14 protein-coding genes are annotated in these 17,519 nt (G+C 72.9%); 9 read left to right on the top strand and 5 right to left on the bottom strand.

Annotated elements, in window-relative coordinates; translation table 11 throughout:
* The first annotated feature begins 223 nt into the window (after nt 1-223).
* The 7 genes from S1361_RS15165 (at nt 224) to S1361_RS15135 (ending at nt 9,796) form a co-directional block, all read left to right on the top strand.
* On the top strand, nt 224-715 hold the full coding sequence (locus tag S1361_RS15165) for a sortase (RefSeq protein ID WP_208032378.1): 492 nt from the start codon (nt 224-226) through the stop codon (nt 713-715).
* Nucleotides 716-917: 202 nt separating this feature from the next.
* Nucleotides 918-1,496, top strand: coding sequence for a class F sortase (locus S1361_RS15160; protein ID WP_425088017.1), 579 nt, complete (start codon nt 918-920; stop codon nt 1,494-1,496).
* Between the two features lie 271 nt (nt 1,497-1,767).
* The gene (locus S1361_RS15155) at nt 1,768-2,691 is read left to right on the top strand and encodes a serine hydrolase (protein WP_208032376.1); all 924 of its coding nucleotides are present in this window, start codon (nt 1,768-1,770) and stop codon (nt 2,689-2,691) included.
* Between the two features lie 245 nt (nt 2,692-2,936).
* Complete coding sequence (locus tag S1361_RS15150) at nt 2,937-3,857, top strand: serine hydrolase (protein WP_208032375.1); 921 nt, start codon at nt 2,937-2,939, stop codon at nt 3,855-3,857.
* A gap of 170 nt (nt 3,858-4,027) precedes the next feature.
* Complete coding sequence (locus S1361_RS15145) at nt 4,028-7,747, top strand: ABC transporter ATP-binding protein (RefSeq protein ID WP_208032374.1); 3,720 nt, start codon at nt 4,028-4,030, stop codon at nt 7,745-7,747.
* Nucleotides 7,748-7,858: 111 nt separating this feature from the next.
* Nucleotides 7,859-8,266 carry a hypothetical protein gene (locus tag S1361_RS15140; RefSeq protein WP_208032373.1) on the top strand — a complete coding sequence of 136 codons (408 nt, stop codon included), beginning with the start codon at nt 7,859-7,861 and terminating at the stop codon, nt 8,264-8,266.
* 114 nt (nt 8,267-8,380) lie between these two features.
* Nucleotides 8,381-9,796, top strand: a complete 1,416-nt coding sequence (locus S1361_RS15135; protein ID WP_208032372.1) for a S28 family serine protease — start codon at nt 8,381-8,383, stop codon at nt 9,794-9,796.
* Between the two features lie 271 nt (nt 9,797-10,067).
* Here the strand turns inward: S1361_RS15135 and S1361_RS15130 are convergent, their stop codons facing one another.
* Both S1361_RS15130 and S1361_RS15125 read right to left on the bottom strand, forming a co-directional pair.
* The gene (locus S1361_RS15130; RefSeq protein ID WP_208032371.1) at nt 10,068-10,385 is read right to left on the bottom strand and encodes a CU044_2847 family protein; all 318 of its coding nucleotides are present in this window, start codon (nt 10,383-10,385) and stop codon (nt 10,068-10,070) included.
* Nucleotides 10,386-10,507: 122 nt separating this feature from the next.
* A complete protein-coding gene (locus S1361_RS15125) occupies nt 10,508-12,385 on the bottom strand; it encodes a glycoside hydrolase family 3 protein (protein WP_208032370.1) in 1,878 nt (625 codons plus the stop codon).
* A gap of 186 nt (nt 12,386-12,571) precedes the next feature.
* Between S1361_RS15125 and aroA the strand changes: the two genes are divergently transcribed.
* Both aroA and S1361_RS15115 read left to right on the top strand, forming a co-directional pair.
* A complete protein-coding gene (aroA, locus tag S1361_RS15120; protein WP_208032369.1) occupies nt 12,572-13,807 on the top strand; it encodes a 3-phosphoshikimate 1-carboxyvinyltransferase in 1,236 nt (411 codons plus the stop codon).
* 52 nt (nt 13,808-13,859) lie between these two features.
* A complete protein-coding gene (locus S1361_RS15115; RefSeq protein WP_208032368.1) occupies nt 13,860-14,453 on the top strand; it encodes an alpha/beta hydrolase in 594 nt (197 codons plus the stop codon).
* On the opposite strand, the gene S1361_RS15110 is transcribed toward S1361_RS15115, so the two are convergent.
* The 3 genes from S1361_RS15110 to S1361_RS15100 all read right to left on the bottom strand — a co-directional run bounded on the left by S1361_RS15110 (nt 14,428) and on the right by S1361_RS15100 (nt 17,503).
* Nucleotides 14,428-15,669 carry an MFS transporter gene (locus S1361_RS15110; RefSeq protein WP_208032367.1) on the bottom strand — a complete coding sequence of 414 codons (1,242 nt, stop codon included), beginning with the start codon at nt 15,667-15,669 and terminating at the stop codon, nt 14,428-14,430. The genes S1361_RS15115 and S1361_RS15110 overlap by 26 nt on opposite strands.
* A 100-nt stretch (nt 15,670-15,769) precedes the next feature.
* Nucleotides 15,770-16,570: a sugar phosphate isomerase/epimerase family protein gene (locus tag S1361_RS15105; protein ID WP_208036610.1), complete on the bottom strand. Its 801-nt coding sequence runs from the start codon at nt 16,568-16,570 to the stop codon at nt 15,770-15,772.
* A 333-nt stretch (nt 16,571-16,903) separates the two neighbouring features.
* Entirely contained in the window at nt 16,904-17,503 is a 600-nt protein-coding gene (locus S1361_RS15100) for a dihydrofolate reductase family protein (RefSeq protein WP_208032366.1), read from the bottom strand.
* Between the last annotated feature and the right edge of the window lie 16 nt (nt 17,504-17,519).

Raw genomic sequence — 17,519 nt, 5'->3', positions numbered from 1 at the left:
TTTCACCGTGATGGGGACGGGGTGGCGGGTGATGCGCATACGTGATCTCCACCGACGGTGACCTGCGCAAGCGACCGGGACGGGACGCCGCGGCACCTGACCGGGTGACACATCCGGCGCTGCCTCGGGTTGCGGAACTGACGGACTGTCGGTTGCCTCGTGAGCGGAACACAGGAGAGGCGCCGCGCAGACAGGCCGGACACTGTTCCGTTGGAGGATTCGCATGCGTTACACACACCTGGGTGCGGGGATCGGCCTGGCTCTCGGTGCTCTCGGACTGCAGATCCCGGCCGCCGCCGCCGACGACTCGGATGTCCGTATCGACTCGTGGAAGGCCTACCCGGGCTCCACGGTCACGGTCAGTACGAGCGCCTGCGACCCCGACGCGGACTACGGCAAGGGGAACTCGGAGGTCGGTGGAGACTTCCACCTCTTCGAAGGTGACGAGGAGGGGGAGCTGACCGGCCAGTTCCGGATCCCGGAAGGAGCCAGGCCGGGCAGCAGCGACACCATCACCCTGAAGTGTCCGCCACTGACCAAGCTCACGGAGACGTACCAGGTCATCGGCCGCCCTCCGGCCGGCTCGGTCAGCGCCGGTTTCGGACCGGACGAGGACACGGGCACGAAGCTCGTCCTGGGCGGCGGGCTGCTCGTCACGGCCGCCGCCGGGAGCGTGGTCTGGCTGCGCCGCCGCCCGAACGGCGACCGGACCTGACCGTCCGACCCCCCCCGGCCGGCCCCCCGCCTCGGCCTGTGACCGGCCCCGGAACGGGCTCGGTCCGATGGCCGCGAGGCCCGCACCACCCGCCGCGCCGCACCCGCCGTGAAGCAGAGGCCCGACCGCGATGGCACCCGGACACCCCACCAGCGCTCCCCGAGACGCGTTGAGCCCCGTCGGGCTCCTTCTCGCCTGCGTGATGACGGCGGGCGCCCTGCTGCTGGTCAACGGGGTCCACGGCGGGGAGCCGCCGCGGCCGTCGGCGGCCCAGGCCTTCTCGGCCCCCGCGCACCCCACCGGCCGCACGGTCCGTCCGCTGCCTCCCGCGGATCCGGTCCGGCTCCGGATCGCCGCCATCGGCGTGGACGCCCCGATGACCCGCGTGGGCCTCGACGCGACAGGTGCGCTCCGGACCCCAGCAGGCGGCGAACCCGGCCTCGTCGGCTGGTACGGCGACGGCACGGCTCCCGGCTCGGCGGGAACCGCCGTCGCCACCGGGCACGTGGACACACCCACCGGAGACCCGGGTGTCTTCTACGATCTCGGCGCCCTGGCCCGGGGCGCCACCATCGAGGTCCGCCGGGCGGACCGGCGGACGGCGCTGTTCGCCGTCCGCGCCGTCGAGCTGTACGACCGGGACGAGTTCCCCAGCGAGAAGGTCTACGGCAGTTCCGGCCGGCCCGAGCTCCGGTTGATCACCTGCGGTGGCGGCTACACCAAGCGCACCGGCTACCTGGGCAACGTCGTGGTCTACGCGACGCTGACCGCGGTGACGTAGCCGCCCGGCCGGACGCCGGCCACCGCACGCGGACGCCGGCCACCGCGTAGGAGCCGCCGCCCGCGCTCCGCTCAGCCGCTTTCCCCCCAGTCGCGGAAGCCGTGCGCGCCCCGTCCGGACCCCGTGGGTCGGCGAGGGCCCGGTGAGACACGTCCCTTTCCCCGAACGTACGTACAACTATCGACCCCCTTGGCGAGTCCATCGAGGCAGCGCACGGGTGCGCTCAACGGCGTTCAGGGGGACGCCCGTACGACCTTCAAGGGGACTTTCGATGACTCACCGGACATCCGCTCGGGCGGGTGCGCTCGCGGCCGCCCTCAGTGCCGCGCTGCTCATACCGGCCGTGACCGCCGCCACCCCGGCCGCCGCGGTCACGCCCACCGTGAGCTGTACGTCGGCCAAGGCGGGCCTGGCCGCCAAGCTGAAGAAGGACATCACGGCCGCCCTGGCGAACCGCAAGGGCACCGTCGCCGTCGGCCTGTACGACCGCAGCACCAAGACCACCTGCACCCTGCGGGCCACCAGCGCCTACGACTCGGCCAGCACCGTGAAGGTCACCGTGCTCGCCACGCTGCTGTGGGACGCGAAGAAGCACAACCGGTACCTGACGAGCACCGAGCAGTCGCTCGCCAAGGCCATGATCACCCGGTCCGACAACACCGCGACCAGCAAGCTGTGGAAGCAGCTCGGCATGACGAAGATCAAGGGCTTCCTGACGGCCGCCGGCATGACGAAGACCGTGCCGGGCGCGGACGGTTACTGGGGTCTGACCCGGGAGAACGTCAATGACGAGCAGAAGCTGCTCAAGCTCGTCACCGCCAGGAACAGTGTGCTGAGCGACAACGCCCGTTCCTACATCCTGAAGCTGATGGGCCAGGTCGTCGCGGACCAGCGCTGGGGCACCCCGGCCGGGGCGCCGTCCTCCGTCGCCGTGCACGTGAAGAACGGCTGGCTGCAGCGCTCCACGCACGGCTGGCGGGTGCACAGCCTGGGCACCTTCAACGGCGCCGGCCACGACTACATGATGACGGTGCTGACGCAGGACAACAGCACCATGAGCTACGGGATCACCACGATCCAGAACGTGTCCAAGGCGATCCACAAGGACCTGGTGCCGACCACGCCCGGTGTCACCCGCTACACCCCGACCGACTCGCCGAGCGAGGCGTTCGTCGCCGTACCGCCGCAGGGCTGAGCCCGGGCCTCACGCCGCCCCGCGAGGTCCTGCGCTGCCGGCCGGCCTCGGCCGGGGCGGGCGCAGGCGTCCAGGCGGCGTGAGGCCGCGTCAACAGGCCGCCGCAGTACGCGTATCGGCCGTCGCCCGGCCCTCGCCGACGGGCTGCCGGCCCGATGGCCGACCCCCCCTGATCCTGCGAACTCCCGTACTGCGAACATGCGTACCCGCAGGACGCCCGACCGACGTCACAGGGGGAAGTCTTCATGACCCACCGGATATCCCGCAGAGCCGGGGCATTCACCACCGCCTTCGCTGCCACGCTGCTCGTCTGCACCACCGCCCTTCCGGCCACGGCGGCACCGACGGCCACCGTCGACTGCACGTCCGCCAAGGCGGGCCTGGCCGCCAAGCTGAAGAAGGACATCACGGCCGCCCTCGCGAACCGCGAGGGCACCGTCGGCCTCGGTCTGTACGACCGCTCCACCGGCACCACCTGCACCCTGAACGCCACCACCGCCTTCGACTCGGCCAGCACCGTGAAGGTCACCGTGCTCGCCACGCTGCTGTGGGACGCGAAGAAGAGCAACCGGTACCTGACCGACACCGAGGACGCACTCGCCACGGCCATGATCACCGAGTCGGACAACGACGCGACCAGCAAGCTGTGGAAGCAGTTGGGCGTGGCGAAGATCCAGGGGTTCCTGACGGCCGCCGGCATGACGAAGACCGTGCCGGGCGCGGACGGTTACTGGGGTCTGACCCAGGAGAACGTCAATGACGAGCAGAAGCTGCTCAAACTCGTCACCGCCAGGAACAGTGTGCTGAGCGACAACGCCCGCGCCTACATCCTCAAGCTGATGGGCCAGGTCGTCGCGGACCAGCGCTGGGGCACCCCGGCCGGGGCGCCGTCCTCCGTCGCCGTGCACGTGAAGAACGGCTGGCTGCAGCGCTCCACGCATGGCTGGCGGGTGCACAGCCTGGGCACCTTCAACGGCGCCGGCCACGACTACATGATCACCGTGCTGACCCAGGACGACAGCACCATGGACTACGGCGTGACCACCATCCAGAACGTGTCCAAGGTGATCCACAAGGACCTGGTGCCGACCACGCCCGGTGTCACCCGCTACACCCCGACCGACTCGCCGAGCGAGGCGTTCGTCGCCGTACCGCCGCAGGGCTGACGCCTCCCGGGACGGTCTGACGTACGTCACCTACGGGTTCTGCGGTGACGTGTCCGCGTCGCAGTGTCACGGGGGCCGGACCCAGCGGAGCCGTTCGTTGCGGAGGGATGAAATCCGCTCCCCGTGGCGTTGGTGTCTGCGGTAGAGCAGGTCGAACGGAAGGCACCGGCGTGGCAGCGCAACGGGGATGGGCACGACGCCTGGCGGGATACGCCTGGCGGTATCCGAAGGACGTCGTCCTGGCCCTCGGCTCGTCACTCGCCGGCATGGCCGTCCTGGCCGTCGTCCCGCTGATCACCAAGGTGATCATCGACGACGTGATCGGCGCCCGCACGCGCGACATGGCCCCCTGGGCCGGCGCCCTCGTCGGCGCGGCCCTCCTCGTCTACGCCCTCACCTACATACGCCGCTTCTACGGCGGCCGGCTCGCCCTGGACGTCCAGCACGACCTGCGGACCGAGATGTACGGCACGATCACCCGGCTGGACGGCCGCCGCCAGGACGAGCTGTCCACCGGGCAGGTCGTCGGCCGAGCCACCAGCGACCTCCAGCTGATCCAGGGCCTGCTCTTCATGCTCCCGATGACCATCGGGAACGTCCTGCTCTTCCTGATGTCCCTGGTGATCATGGCGTGGCTGTCGCTGCCGCTGACCCTGGTCGCCCTGGCCGTCGCGCCCGCCCTCGGCTGGATCGCCAAGCGCAGCCGCAGCAGGCTCCACCCCGCCACCTGGTACGCCCAGGCCCAGGCCGCCGCCGTGGCCGGCGTGGTGGACGGCGCGGTGAGCGGTGTCCGCGTGGTGAAGGGCTTCGGGCAGGAGGACCAGGAGACGAACAAGCTGCGCGAGGTCGGCCGCCGGCTGTTCGCGGGCCGCCTGCGCACGATCCGCCTGAACAGCAGGTACACCCCGGCGCTCCAGGCCGTCCCGGCGCTCGGCCAGGTCGCCATGCTGGCCCTCGGCGGCTGGCTCGCCGTACGCGGTCACATCACGCTCGGCACCTTCGTCGCCTTCTCCACCTACCTGGCCCAGCTGGTCGGCCCGGTCCGCATGCTCGCGATGGTCCTCACGGTCGGCCAGCAGGCCCGGGCCGGCACCGAGCGCGTCCTGGAGCTGATCGACACCGAGCCCACCCTGAAGGAGGGCACCAAGGAGCTGCCCGCCGACGCGCCCGCGACCGTCGAGTTCGACGACGTGTCCTTCGGCTACGACCACGAGCATCCCGTGCTGGACGGGCTGAGCTTCGAGATCCGGCCTGGCGAGACCCTCGCCGTCGTCGGCTCCTCCGGCTCCGGCAAGTCCACTCTCTCCCTGCTCCTGCCGCGCTTCTACGACGTCACCCACGGCGCCGTCCTGATCGGCGGCCACGACGTGCGCGAGCTGACCCTGGACTCGCTGCGGGCCGCGATCGGCCTGGTTCCGGAAGATTCGTTCCTCTTCTCCGACACCGTCCGCAACAACATCGCCTACGGCCGCCCGGACGCCACCCAGGAGGAGATCGAGGCCGCCGCCCGCGCCGCCCAGGCGGACCGTTTCATCAGGGAGCTGCCGCGCGGCTACGACACCAAGGTCGGCGAGCAGGGCCTGACCCTCTCCGGGGGCCAGCGCCAGCGCGTCGCGCTCGCCCGCGCCCTGCTCACCGACCCCCGCCTGCTGGTCCTGGACGACGCCACCTCGGCCGTGGACGCCCGCGTCGAGCACGAGATCCACGAGGCGCTGGCGCACGTGATGCGGGGCCGTACGACCCTGCTCATCGCCCACCGCCGCTCCACCCTGAACCTCGCCGACCGCATCGCCGTCCTCGACGGCGGCCGGCTCGCCGACCTCGGCACCCACGACGAGCTCCAGGAGCGCTCGGCCCTCTACCGCCGGCTGCTCACCGACCCCGACGAGCTGGGCGGGGTCTCCCCGGGCCACGCCCGCCCGGCCGAGCCGCAGGAGGACACCTCCGTCCGGGACGAGCTGGACGCCGAGTTCGACGCCGAGCGCGGGGTGACCCCCCGGCTGTGGACCGGCGACCGCGAACCCAAGGACACAGCCCTGTCCGGCACCCCGGCCACCCCGGAGCTGCTCGCCCAGGTGGAGGCGCTGCCCCCGGCCACCGACACCCCGGACATCGACGAGGGCCGCGCGGTCCTGCCCGAGGACTCCTACGGCCTGCGCCGCCTGCTGCGCGGTTTCGGACTGCCCCTGCTCGTCAGCCTGCTGCTGGTCGCCGTCGACGCGGGCGCCGGCCTGCTGCTGCCGGTGCTGATCCGGCACGGCATCGACTCGGGCGTCACGAAGATGGCGATCGGCGCGGTCTGGGCGGCGGCGCTGCTCGGCCTGCTGACCGTGCTCGTCCAGTGGGCCGCGCAGGTCGGCGAGACCCGGATGACCGGCCGTACCGGCGAGCGCGTGCTGTACGCGCTGCGGCTGAAGATCTTCGCGCAGCTCCAGCGGCTCGGCCTGGACTACTACGAGCGCGAGCTGACCGGCCGGATCATGACCCGGATGACGACGGACGTCGACGCGCTCTCCACCTTCCTGCAGACCGGCCTGGTCACCGCGTTCGTCTCGGTCGTCACCTTCTTCGGGATCATGGTCGCCCTGCTGGTGCTCGACCTCCAGCTCGCGCTGGTCGTCTTCGCGACCCTGCCGCCGCTGTTCGTGGCCACCTTCTTCTTCCGCCGGGCGAGCGTGAAGGCGTACGAACTCGCCCGCGAGCGGGTCTCCACGGTGAACGCCGATCTCCAGGAGACCGTGGCCGGGCTGCGGATCGTGCAGGCCTTCCGGCGGGAGCGGGACGGCGGTCGCCGGTTCGCCGAGCGCAGTGACGCCTACCGGAGCGCCCGTATCCATGGCCAGCGGCTGATCTCGGTCTACTTCCCGTTCGTGCAGCTGCTCTCCTCGGTCGCCGCGGCGGCCGTGCTGATCGCGGGCGCGGGCCGGGTGGAGGCGGCCACGCTGACGACCGGCGCCCTGGTGGCGTACCTGCTCTACATCGACCTGTTCTTCGCGCCCGTCCAGCAGCTCTCCCAGGTCTTCGACGGCTACCAGCAGGCCACGGTCTCGCTGGGCCGCATCCAGGAGCTGCTGCGCGAGCCGACGTCCACGCGGTCCGCCACCGAGCCCCTCGACGTGCTCTCCCTGCGCGGTGACATCGCCTTCGAGGGCGTGCACTTCTCGTACGGCGACGAGGAGGAGGCGCTGTCCGGCGTCGACCTGACCGTCCCGGCGGGGCAGACGGTCGCGTTCGTCGGGGAGACGGGCGCCGGCAAGTCGACCCTGGTCAAGCTGGTCGCGCGGTTCTACGACCCGACCGCCGGGCGGGTCACGGTCGACGGCACGGACCTGCGCGCCCTGGACCTCACCGCGTACCGGCACCGGCTCGGGGTGGTGCCGCAGGAGGCGTACCTCTTCCCGGGCACCATCCGCGACGCCATCGCCTACGGCCGCCCCGACGCCACCGACGCCGAGGTGGAGGCGGCGGCCCGCGCGGTCGGCGCGCACGAGATGATCGCGACGCTGGAGGGCGGCTATCTGCACGAGGTCGCCGAGCGCGGCCGCAACCTCTCGGCCGGACAGCGCCAGCTGATCGCGCTGGCCCGCGCGGAACTGGTCGACCCGGACATCCTGCTGCTGGACGAGGCCACGGCCGCCCTGGACCTGGCCACCGAGGCCCAGGTCAACCAGGCCACCGACCGGCTGGCGGGCCGCCGTACGACGCTGGTCGTCGCGCACCGGCTCACCACCGCGGCCCGCGCGGACCGGGTGGTGGTGCTGGACCGCGGCCGGGTCGTGGAGGACGGCACCCACGAGGAGCTGCTGGCCCGCGGCGGCCGGTACGCCGAGCTGTGGCGGACCTTCGTCGGCCAGTCCGAGCCGGAGGAGCCGGTCGGCGTGTCCCGCTGAGCCCCGGGGCCGAGGTGCATCCCTGACGGTCGTGCAACCATCCGACACACCCGTGCGTCCGTACATCAGTACGGGCATCCGGGAGTGTGTCCGATTACGGGGAGGACGACAGTGGACAGTGGTGCGACAGGCCGACGACTGCGCGGGCGACTGGCGCTCGCCGCGGCCGTGCTGGCCGTGTCCGGGGCGCTCACGCTCACGGCGACGGGGACCGCGCAGGCGGCGGGATCGTCCGGCGCCTGCGCCGGGCGGGTGGTGAAGACCCTGCCGTTCAAGACCGGCGTCACCCGGGTCTACCAGCGCAACGGCTACGTCTGTGCCGTCACGGTTGCGAAGGACCCCGGCGCCGCCCGGACCATGTCGGTCAGCGTGCAGGCCCGCGGCAACCGGCCCGTCGTCGACAGCGGCCGTTACCGGTACCACGCCGGCCCGGTGACCGTGCACGCCGGCCACCGCTGTGTCTGGATCAGGGGCGCGGTGGGCCGGTACTCGGTCAGCTCCGGCTGGACCCTGTGCTGAGCGCCCGGCCCCGGCCCGGTGCCGGGGTGACGAGGAGCACTCAAATCCCCCTGGTGTGAGGCAAGTTGCTGGGATAGCTTCCGGCGCACATCTGTCTCACAGGGGAGAGTGCGCATGCGCAAGGCGCTCAGATGGCTGCTGGCGCTCACGGTCTTCATAGGCACGCTGAGCACGGCAACCGGCGCGGCCACCGCCGCCGAGCCCGAGCCCACCGACATCAAGGACCGGCTCCTGTCGATACCCGGCATGAGTCTCGTCCAGGAGAAGCCGTATCCCGGCTACCGCTACTTCGTCCTGAACTACACCCAGCCGATCGACCACCGCCACCCGGACCGGGGCACCTTCCAGCAGCGCATCACCGTGCTGCACAAGGACGTGAGCCGCCCGACGGTCTTCTACACCAGCGGCTACAACGTCTCCACCAACCCGTCGCGCCGCGAGCCCACCCAGATCGTGGACGGCAACCAGGTCTCCCTGGAGTACCGCTTCTTCACCCCGTCCCGCCCCGACCCGGCCGACTGGTCCAAGCTGGACATCTGGCAGGCGGCGAGCGACCAGCACCGCGTGTACCAGGCCCTGAAGCCCCTCTACTCCGCCAACTGGCTGGCCACCGGCGGCTCCAAGGGCGGCATGACGGCGACGTACTACGAGCGCTTCTACCCCCGCGACATGGACGGCGTCGTGGCGTACGTCGCCCCCAACGACGTCGTGAACAAGGAGGATTCGGCGTACGACCGGTTCTTCGAGCGGGTCGGCACCAAGGAGTGCCGGGACCGGCTGAACGCGGTCCAGCGGGAGGCACTGGTGCGCCGTGAGCCGCTGGAGAAGCGGTACGCGCAGTACGCCGCCGACAAGGGCTACACCTTCGACACCATCGGCGGTCTCGACAAGGCCTACGAGGCCGTCGTCCTCGACTACGTCTGGGGCTTCTGGCAGTACAGCCTGCTGAAGGACTGCGAGACCGTCCCGGCGCACGCGGCGACCGCGACCGACGAGGAGATCTGGACCTCGGTCGACACGATCTCCGGCTTCTCCGCCTACACGGACCAGGGCCTGGAGACGTACACCCCGTACTACTACCAGGCGGGCACGCAGCTGGGCGCCCCGACGATCCACTTCCCGCACATCGAGCGGAAGCTGATCCGCTACGGCTACCAGCCGCCGCGCAACTTCGTCCCCCGCTCCATCCCGATGCGCTTCCAGCCGCGGGCGATGCGGGACGTGGACACGTGGGTGCGCCACCACGCCGACCACATGCTCTTCGTCTACGGCCAGAACGACCCCTGGGGTTCGGAACGCTTCCGCCTCGGCGCGGGCGCCCGTGACGCGTACGTCTTCACGGCACCCGGCATGAACCACGGCGCGAACGTGGCGGGCCTCGTCCCGGACCAGAAGGACCTCGCCACGGCCCGCATCCTGAAGTGGGCGGGCGCCTCCCCGTCCACCGTGGCCGAGGCGAGGCCACTGGCGACGTACGACGCGAAGCTGGACGTACGGGACCCGGAGCGGGAGCCGGCGCTGCGGCCGTAGCCTCCGCCGGGTGAGGGACTGGCGGCGGGCGCGAGCCGGCCCGCCGTCAGATCGGCCCGGTACGGGGCCTGCCAGGGCCTGTCTGACAATTCCCGTCTGCCGCGCGACGCCATGCACGCGCTCTCGCCGCACCGGCCCCAGACCCGAGTACGTCCAGTACGAGGGCCTGGGTCCGGCACTCCCCCAGCCTCCGGCCGGGGGGACCCCCAGAGCACGCACCTGACGCCGCGCGGCCGCCCTTCGGGCGACGACGCGAATTGTCGGACAGGCCCTAGGCCTGCGCGCTCTGCCAGGACATCGTCACCTGGAGGTGGCAGGCGGCCCGGCCCTTGGTGATCACCGCCCCCGCCTCGACCGTGAGGTCCACCCCGAAGTCGACCGTGATCACGTCGGGCCGGGCCTTGCGCAGCTCGTCCAGGGCGCTCTGGGCCGCCTGGGCGACCGGTTCCAGCGCCTCCTGCAGGGTCTGCGGTGCCTCGTGCAGGAACTCACCGACGCGTCCGGCCCGCACCGGTCCCTCCGGGCCGGCCGGTGCCTCGACCAGGACGGACCCTCCGCCCTCCAGCGGGATCCGGGTCAGGACTGTCACGGCGCCTCCTCCGTCGCGCGGGGCGTCGGCCCCGCATCCCGGCCAGGATCGGTCATCCGTGGCATGTGCCGCAGCCGGAAGGGGGCCGTACGGGGGAGACGCCGGACGACGGGCGGGCGCCTCTAGTACGTCAGCCCGTACCCGATCGGATACAGCACCCGGGCAGGGTCGTCCGCCCGCTGGACCGGTACCGGCAGTGTGCCGCGCGGGCGCACCCGGCCGGCCAGGACCCTGGCGGCGGCGCGCAGTTCGACGTCCGTCCAGCAGTACGTGGCCAGGCAGGCCGGGACGGCAGGGAACTGCGCGACGTCGTACGGGTTGCGGACGGCCACCGCGACCACCGGCCTGCCCGTGCCCAGCAGGCGCTCCACCAGGGTGCGCTGGGTGCTGGACGCGGTCACGTTGTAGGTGGCCACGACCACCGCGTCCGCGTCCTGGGCGGCCGTCACCGCCTTGTCGACGGTCGCCGCGGAGGGGGCGGTGCCGGTGGGCAGGGCCGTCGCGGTGAAGCCCAGCTCGGTGAGGGCGGCGGCCAGGACGCCGGTGGGCGGGCCGGTGGTGCCGGACGGGGAGGCGAGGTCGGCGCCGACGACCAGGAGCCTGTGCTGCCGGCGGCGGTCGAGAGGCAGGGTGCCGCCCTCGTTGACCAGCAGGGTGGTGGTGCGTTCGGCGATGCGGTCGGCCCTGGCCAGGTGGGCCTTGGTGCCCACCGTGCTGTCGACGGCCGCCGGGTCGGCCCAGGGGTCGTCGAAGAGCCCGCGCCGGGCCTTCAGCCGCAGGATGCGCAGGATCGATTCGTCCAGCCGGGCCTCGGTCAGCTCGCCCTCCCGCACGGCCTTCAGCACGGCGTGGAAGGCCACGTCCAGCGACGGCGGGTTGAGCAGCTGGTCCACGCCGGCCTTGAGGGCGAGCACCGGCACCCGGTCGTCGCCGTACTTGGTGCGCACGCCCTGCATGCCCAGGGAGTCGGTGATCACGACCCCGTCGTAGCCGAGTTCGCCGCGCAGGATGCCGGTGATGACCGGGCCGGAGAGGGTGGCCGGGTCGCCGGAGCCGTCCAGGGCCGGGAACTGGATGTGCGCGGTCATGACGGAGTCGATCCCGGCCCGGATCGCGGCCCGGAAGGGTACGGCGTCCAGTTCCTCCCACAGCTCCCGGCTGTGCGTGATGACCGGGAAGCCGTAGTGGCTGTCGACGGCGGTGTCCCCGTGGCCCGGGAAGTGCTTCGCGGTCGCGGCGACCCCGGCCGCCTGATAGCCCCTCACCTCCGCGGCGACCAGCCCGGCGACCGCGTCCGGGTCGGCGCCGAAGGAACGGACACCGATGACCGGGTTGGCCGGGTTGACGTTCACGTCGGCGTCGGGGGAGTAGTCCTGGTTGATGCCCATCGCGCGCAGTTCGGCGCCCGAGATCCGGCCGAGGGTGCGCGCGTCGGAGCGGGAGCCGCCCGCGCCGACCGCCATGGCGCCGGGGAAGAGGGTGGCGGGCCTGCCGACCCGGCAGACGGCCCCGTGCTCCTGGTCGGTCGCGATGAGCACCGGCAGGCCGCGCGGCTGGTCCAGCGAGGCCCGCTGGATGCCGTTGGACAGGTCGGCGATCTGGTGCGGGTCACGGGTGTTGTGCGCCCAGGCGAAGTAGATGATGCCGCCGACGCGGTACTTCGCGATCAGCTCGGCGGCGGTGCGGACACCGATCTCCCTGAGGTTGGCGTCGACGTCGGCCTGGTCCGGGGCGGTGGCGGAGTGGCCGTAGACCCGCATCACGAAGAGCTGGCCGACCTTCTCCTCCAGGGTCATCCGGGAGATCAGGGCGCGCAGCCGGCGTTCGCCGGGGACGCCGTGGGCGGCGGCGTGGGCGGTCGCCGGTACGGTCAGCGCGGCGGTGAGGCCCGCGGTGGCGGTGAGGACGGCGCGTCTGGACGGCCGTGCGGTGTTTCCCGTGCTTCCCGTGCGTGTGTCGCTTCCCGTGCCGGTGTCGCTTCCCGTGCTGGTGTCGTGCACGTGCGCTCCTTCCAGAGGAGAACCGCTGAAGGAAACTTCCGAGGAGTCACCAATATCCGGGAAGTTTCTTTCCGTCAAGGGAAAGCACAGTAACCAGGAAGGGGCCGCCGGCCGCGCATTCCCGGGGGCGCGTCCAGCCCCTGGACAGCCGGGACCGCGCACCCGACGAGGCGTCATCATGCGGCCATGCCCGCTGTCGACATCCCCGGTTCCAAGTCCCTCACCGCCCGCGCCCTCTTCCTCGCCGCCGCGGCCGACGGGGTCAGCACCCTCGTCCGGCCCCTGCACTCCGACGACACCGAGGGCTTCGCCGAGGGCCTGACCCGGCTCGGCTACCGGGTCGGCCGCAGCGCGGACGCATGGCAGGTCGACGGCCGCCCGCAGGGCCCCGCGGCCGCCGAAGCCGACGTCTTCTGCCGGGACGGCGCCACCACCGCACGCTTCCTGCCCACCCTGGCCGCCGCCGGCCACGGCACCTACCGCTTCGACGCCTCCCCGCAGATGCGCCGCCGCCCCCTCGGCCCGCTCACCCGCGCCCTGCGCGACCTCGGTGTCGACCTGCGGCACGAGGAGGCCGAGGGCCACCATCCGCTCACCGTCCACGCGGCCGGCGTCGAGGGCGGCGAGGTGGTGCTGGACGCGGGCGAGTCCTCCCAGTACCTGACCGCGCTGCTGCTGCTCGGCCCGCTGACCCGCACCGGCCTGCGGATCCGGGTCACCGACCTGGTCTCGGCGCCCTACGTGGAGATCACCCTCGCGATGATGCGGGCCTTCGGCGTGGAGGTCGCCCGGGACGGCCTGGTGTACGACGTCCCGGCCGGCGGCTACCGGGCCACCACCTACGCGATCGAGCCGGACGCCTCCACCGCGAGCTACTTCTTCGCCGCGGCGGCCGTCACCCCGGGCCGTGAGATCACCGTGCCCGGCCTCGGCTCCGGCGCGCTCCAGGGCGACCTGCGGTTCGTGGAGGTGCTGCGCCGGATGGGCGCCGAGGTGGAGGTCGCCGAGGACCGCACGACCGTGCGCGGCACGGGCGAACTGCGCGGGCTCACGGTGAACATGCGGGACATCTCCGACACCATGCCGACCCTGGCCGCCATCGCGCCGTTCGCCTCCGGACCGGTCCGCATCGAGGACGTCGGCAACACCCGGGTGAAGGAGTGCGACCGCCTGGAGGCCTGCGCGGACAACCTGCGGCGGCTCGGTGTGCGGGTCTCGACCGGCCCCGACCGGATCGAGATCCACCCGGGCGAGCCCGCGCCCGGAGCCGAGATCAGGACCTTCGGCGACCACCGCATCGTGATGTCCTTCGCCGTCACCGCCCTGCGCACGCCCGGCCTGACGTACGACGACCCCGGCTGCGTGCGCAAGACGTTCCCCGGCTTCCACGAGGCGTTCGCGGCACTGCCCGCCGCCGGCTGACGGCACCGAGGGGCCCTGGACCCGGGGACACGGGCGGGAGAGGATCACCGGCATGACCACACGCTCGTACCTGATTCTGCACGGCTGGCAGAACCACCGTCCCGAGCCCCACTGGCAGCACTGGCTCGCCGACCGGCTCACCGCCGCCGGCCACCGGGTCGGCTACCCGCAGCTGCCCGACGCCGACGACCCCGACCTGGACGTCTGGCTCGCCGAACTCGCCCGGCAGCTGGAGGAGTCGGACGCCTCGGGCGAGCTGGTCGTGGTGGCGCACAGCCTGTCCTGCGTGCTGTGGCTGCACGCCGCCGCCCGGGGCATGAAGCAACTGCGGCACGCCGGCCGGGTGCTGCTGGTCTCCCCGCCCTCCGGTTCCGTGCTCGCCCGGTACCCGGAGGTGGCCGCCTTCGCCCCGCCCGCGCTCGACTTCACCCTGCCCGGGCCGACCCGGCTGGTCGCGGGCGACGACGACCCCTACTGCCCCGAGGGCGCGGGCCCGCTCTTCGCCGAGCCGCTCGGCATCCCCGCCGACATCCTGCCCGGCGCCGCCCACCTCGACCTGGACGCCGGGTACGGCTCCTGGCCGGCGGTCCTGGACTGGTGCGTCGACGGCACCGCGCCGCTCACGCCTCGTCCGGCGTCCCGCTGACCCGGTCGCGCAGCTCGGGCGTCGTCGTCGCGACCGCCGCCACCGCCAGGACGCACAGCAGGCCGCCGCTGAGCAGGGCGGTCGTGCCCGAGGTCCAGCCGGCCAGCAGACCGCCGCGCACGTTGCCGAGGCTCGGGCCCGCCTGGCCGACGATCTGCTCGGCCGCCGTGACCCGGCCGAGCAGCGCGTCCGGGGTGCGGGTCTGCACGATCGTGGAGCGGGAGACCACCGCCGTGGCGTCCGCCGCGCCGGCCAGCGCGAGCAGGGCCAGACCCAGCCACGGGCTGCCGGCCAGGCCGAACAGGATCAGCGCCGCGCCCCAGGTGGCGGACGCGCACAGCATCACCGGGCCCGGCCGGGCGAGCCGGGTCAGCGGGCCGGACAGCGCGGTCGCCGCGACACCGCCCACCGCCAGCGCCGACAGGAACAGGCCGAGGGTGCGCGGATCGCCGCCGAACCGCTCGGCGTTGACCAGCGGGAACAGGCTCACCGGGAACGAGAGCACGGTGGCGGCGAGGTCGGTGACCAGCGCGCCCCGCACCACCCGGTGCCCGGCCAGGAACCTCAGCCCGTCCAGCACCCCGTGCACGCCCGCCCGCGACGGCTCGCCCTGCGGCGGCAGCGCGGGCAGCCCACGGGCGCCGTAGAAGGCGAGGCCGAAGCTGAGGGCGTCCAGCAGATAGCAGACGCCGATGCCGAACCAGCCCAGCAGCAGCCCGGCCAGGGCGGGTCCGAGCAGCATCATCGACTGACCGGTGACCTGCTGCAGCGCCAGCCCGGCGGCCACCTGCTCCTTGGGCAGCAGCCGCGGTACGAAGACCCCGGCGGCCGGGGCGCCGAGCGCGCCGAAGGCCGACTGCACGGCGACGAGCAGCAGGACGGCCGCCACCGGCACATGCCCGGTGAAGCCCTGCACGGCCAGCAGCAGCGAGCAGACCGCCTGGCCGACGGTCGCGGCGAGGAAGACCCGGCGCCGGTCGGCCCGGTCCGCCCAGGCCCCGGCGAACAGCCCGAACACCACCAGCGGCAGCGCCTGCGCCAGCCCCACCGCACCGGTCCAGGCGGTGCTGCGGGTCATGTCCCAGACCTGGTACATGACCGTCACCATGGTCATGAACCCGCCGAGGACGGACACGGTCCGGCCGATCAGCAGCCGCCGGAAGACGGGGGAGGTGCGCAGCGGCCGTACGTCTATGAGCGAGCGGGCGAGGCTCATGGGCGGAAGCGGGCGCACGGCCCCGGTGGCTGGATCACCGGGGGAGGCTAGCCGCGGACCCGGGCGCCCGCCAGTCGTTTTCTCCGCGCGGGGCCGCGGGTCAGGCCGCCTCGCCCAGCAGCCGCGCCAGGTGCTCGCGGCCGGCACCGAGCAGATCCGGAAGCGGCGCGGCACCCTCGTACCAGCGCTTCTCGTACTCCCAGCACAGCCAGCCGTCCCAGCCCTGCCGGGACAGCACGTCCACGCACTCGGTGAGCGGCAGCACCCCGGTGCCGAGCGGCAGCGGGGTGGTGTCCTCGGCGGAGGCGATGTCCTTGACCTGGACGTAGCCCAGGTGCGGGGCGAGGGCCGCGTACGTCTCCGACGGCTGCTCACCGCCCAGCCACGTGTGCATCACGTCCCACAGCGCGCCCACCTGCCGGTGCCCGACCGGGCCGAGGATCCGGATCGCGTCGGCGCCGGTGCGGTGCGAGTCGTGGGTCTCCAGCAGGATCCGCACGCCCAGCGCCGAGGCGTCCTCGGCGGCGGTGCCGAGCCGCCGGGCGGCGATCGCGTCCGACTCCTCCCGGGGCCGGTCCGGATCGGCGCCGGGGAGGACGCGGACGAAGGGCGCGCCCAGGTCGTGGGCGAGTTGGAGCAGGTCCCGGATCTCCGCCAGCACCGGGGCGTCCTCGCCCGGGGCGGCGACGCGCGCGTACCCGGCGACGCCGAGCACCTCGATGCCCGCGCTCCGGAACAGGGCCGCGGTCTCGGCGCGCTGGGCGGGCGTCAGGCCCGGGTGCACGGGCTCCTCGGGGTGGGCGCGCAGTTCGACGCCGTGATAGCCGTGGGTGGTCGCGAGCGTGAGGACCTCCGGGACGGGCAGGCCGGGGACACCGAGAGTGGAGAACGCCAGCTTCATGGTCACGGACCCTACTCGCTCCTACCCCCACACCCCAGCCGTCACTCACCCGCACCGCCCAGTACCGGCCGACCGGCCGGGCCGACGACGGCGGACGGGCGGTTCGCCGCGGTTCGTGGGTGTGCCGGAGGAGGTGGTGGGTGGTTCGGTGCGGTTCGCGGGTGTGCCGTAGCAGGCGGTGGTCCGTGCGACGCCGTTCACGGTGTGCCGTAGCAAGCGGTGGGTGGTGCGGCGCCGTTCACGGTGTGCCGGAGGGGGCGTCGGGCCGCTCGGCGTGGTTCGCGCGCGCCGGACCGTGTGCGTCATTCGCCCGGTCCGCGCGCGCCGCCGGTTCTACCGGGCCTGCCGGGCGGGCCGGTACACGTTCAGCTGCGCCCCCGTCTTCGCGGTGGCCGACGACACCAGCTCCCAGGTCCGCTTGCCCCCGTCCGCCGGGAAGATCGACTTACCGCCGCCGAGCAGCACCGGCATGACCACGAGCTGCAACTCGTCCACCAGCTCCGCCTCGATCAGCGCCCGCACCAGCGTGGGGCTGCCCATCATCGCCAGGTCCCCGCCCTCCGCGGCCCGCAGCTCCCGCACCTTGTCCAGGGCCTCGGCACCCGGGATCCGCACGGTGTTCTCCCAGCTCAGCTCGGCGTCGCCGAGGGTGTCGGACACGACGTACTTGCGCAGGGAGTTGAGCCGGTCGGCGAAGGGGTCCCCCGCCCGCTCGGGCCACGTGGCGGCCATCGTCAGATACGTCCGCCGCCCGTACAGCAGCGCCTCGGCCCGCTCCAGCCCCGCGGCGAACGCCCCGCCGACCACCTCCGGATCGAAGAACGGATGCGACCAGCCCCCGTGCGCGAACCCCCCGTCGGTGTCCTCCTCGGGCCCGCCCGGGGCCTGCACGACTCCGTCAAGGCTGATGAACTCGGTGACGACGACACGCATGGTGTTGCTCCTCGGC

It is taken from the genome of Streptomyces cyanogenus (assembly GCF_017526105.1).
GTDB lineage: Bacteria > Actinomycetota > Actinomycetes > Streptomycetales > Streptomycetaceae > Streptomyces > Streptomyces cyanogenus.
The sequence above is the reverse complement of the archived record's forward strand: the minus strand, read 5'-3'. Positions and strand labels throughout refer to the sequence as shown.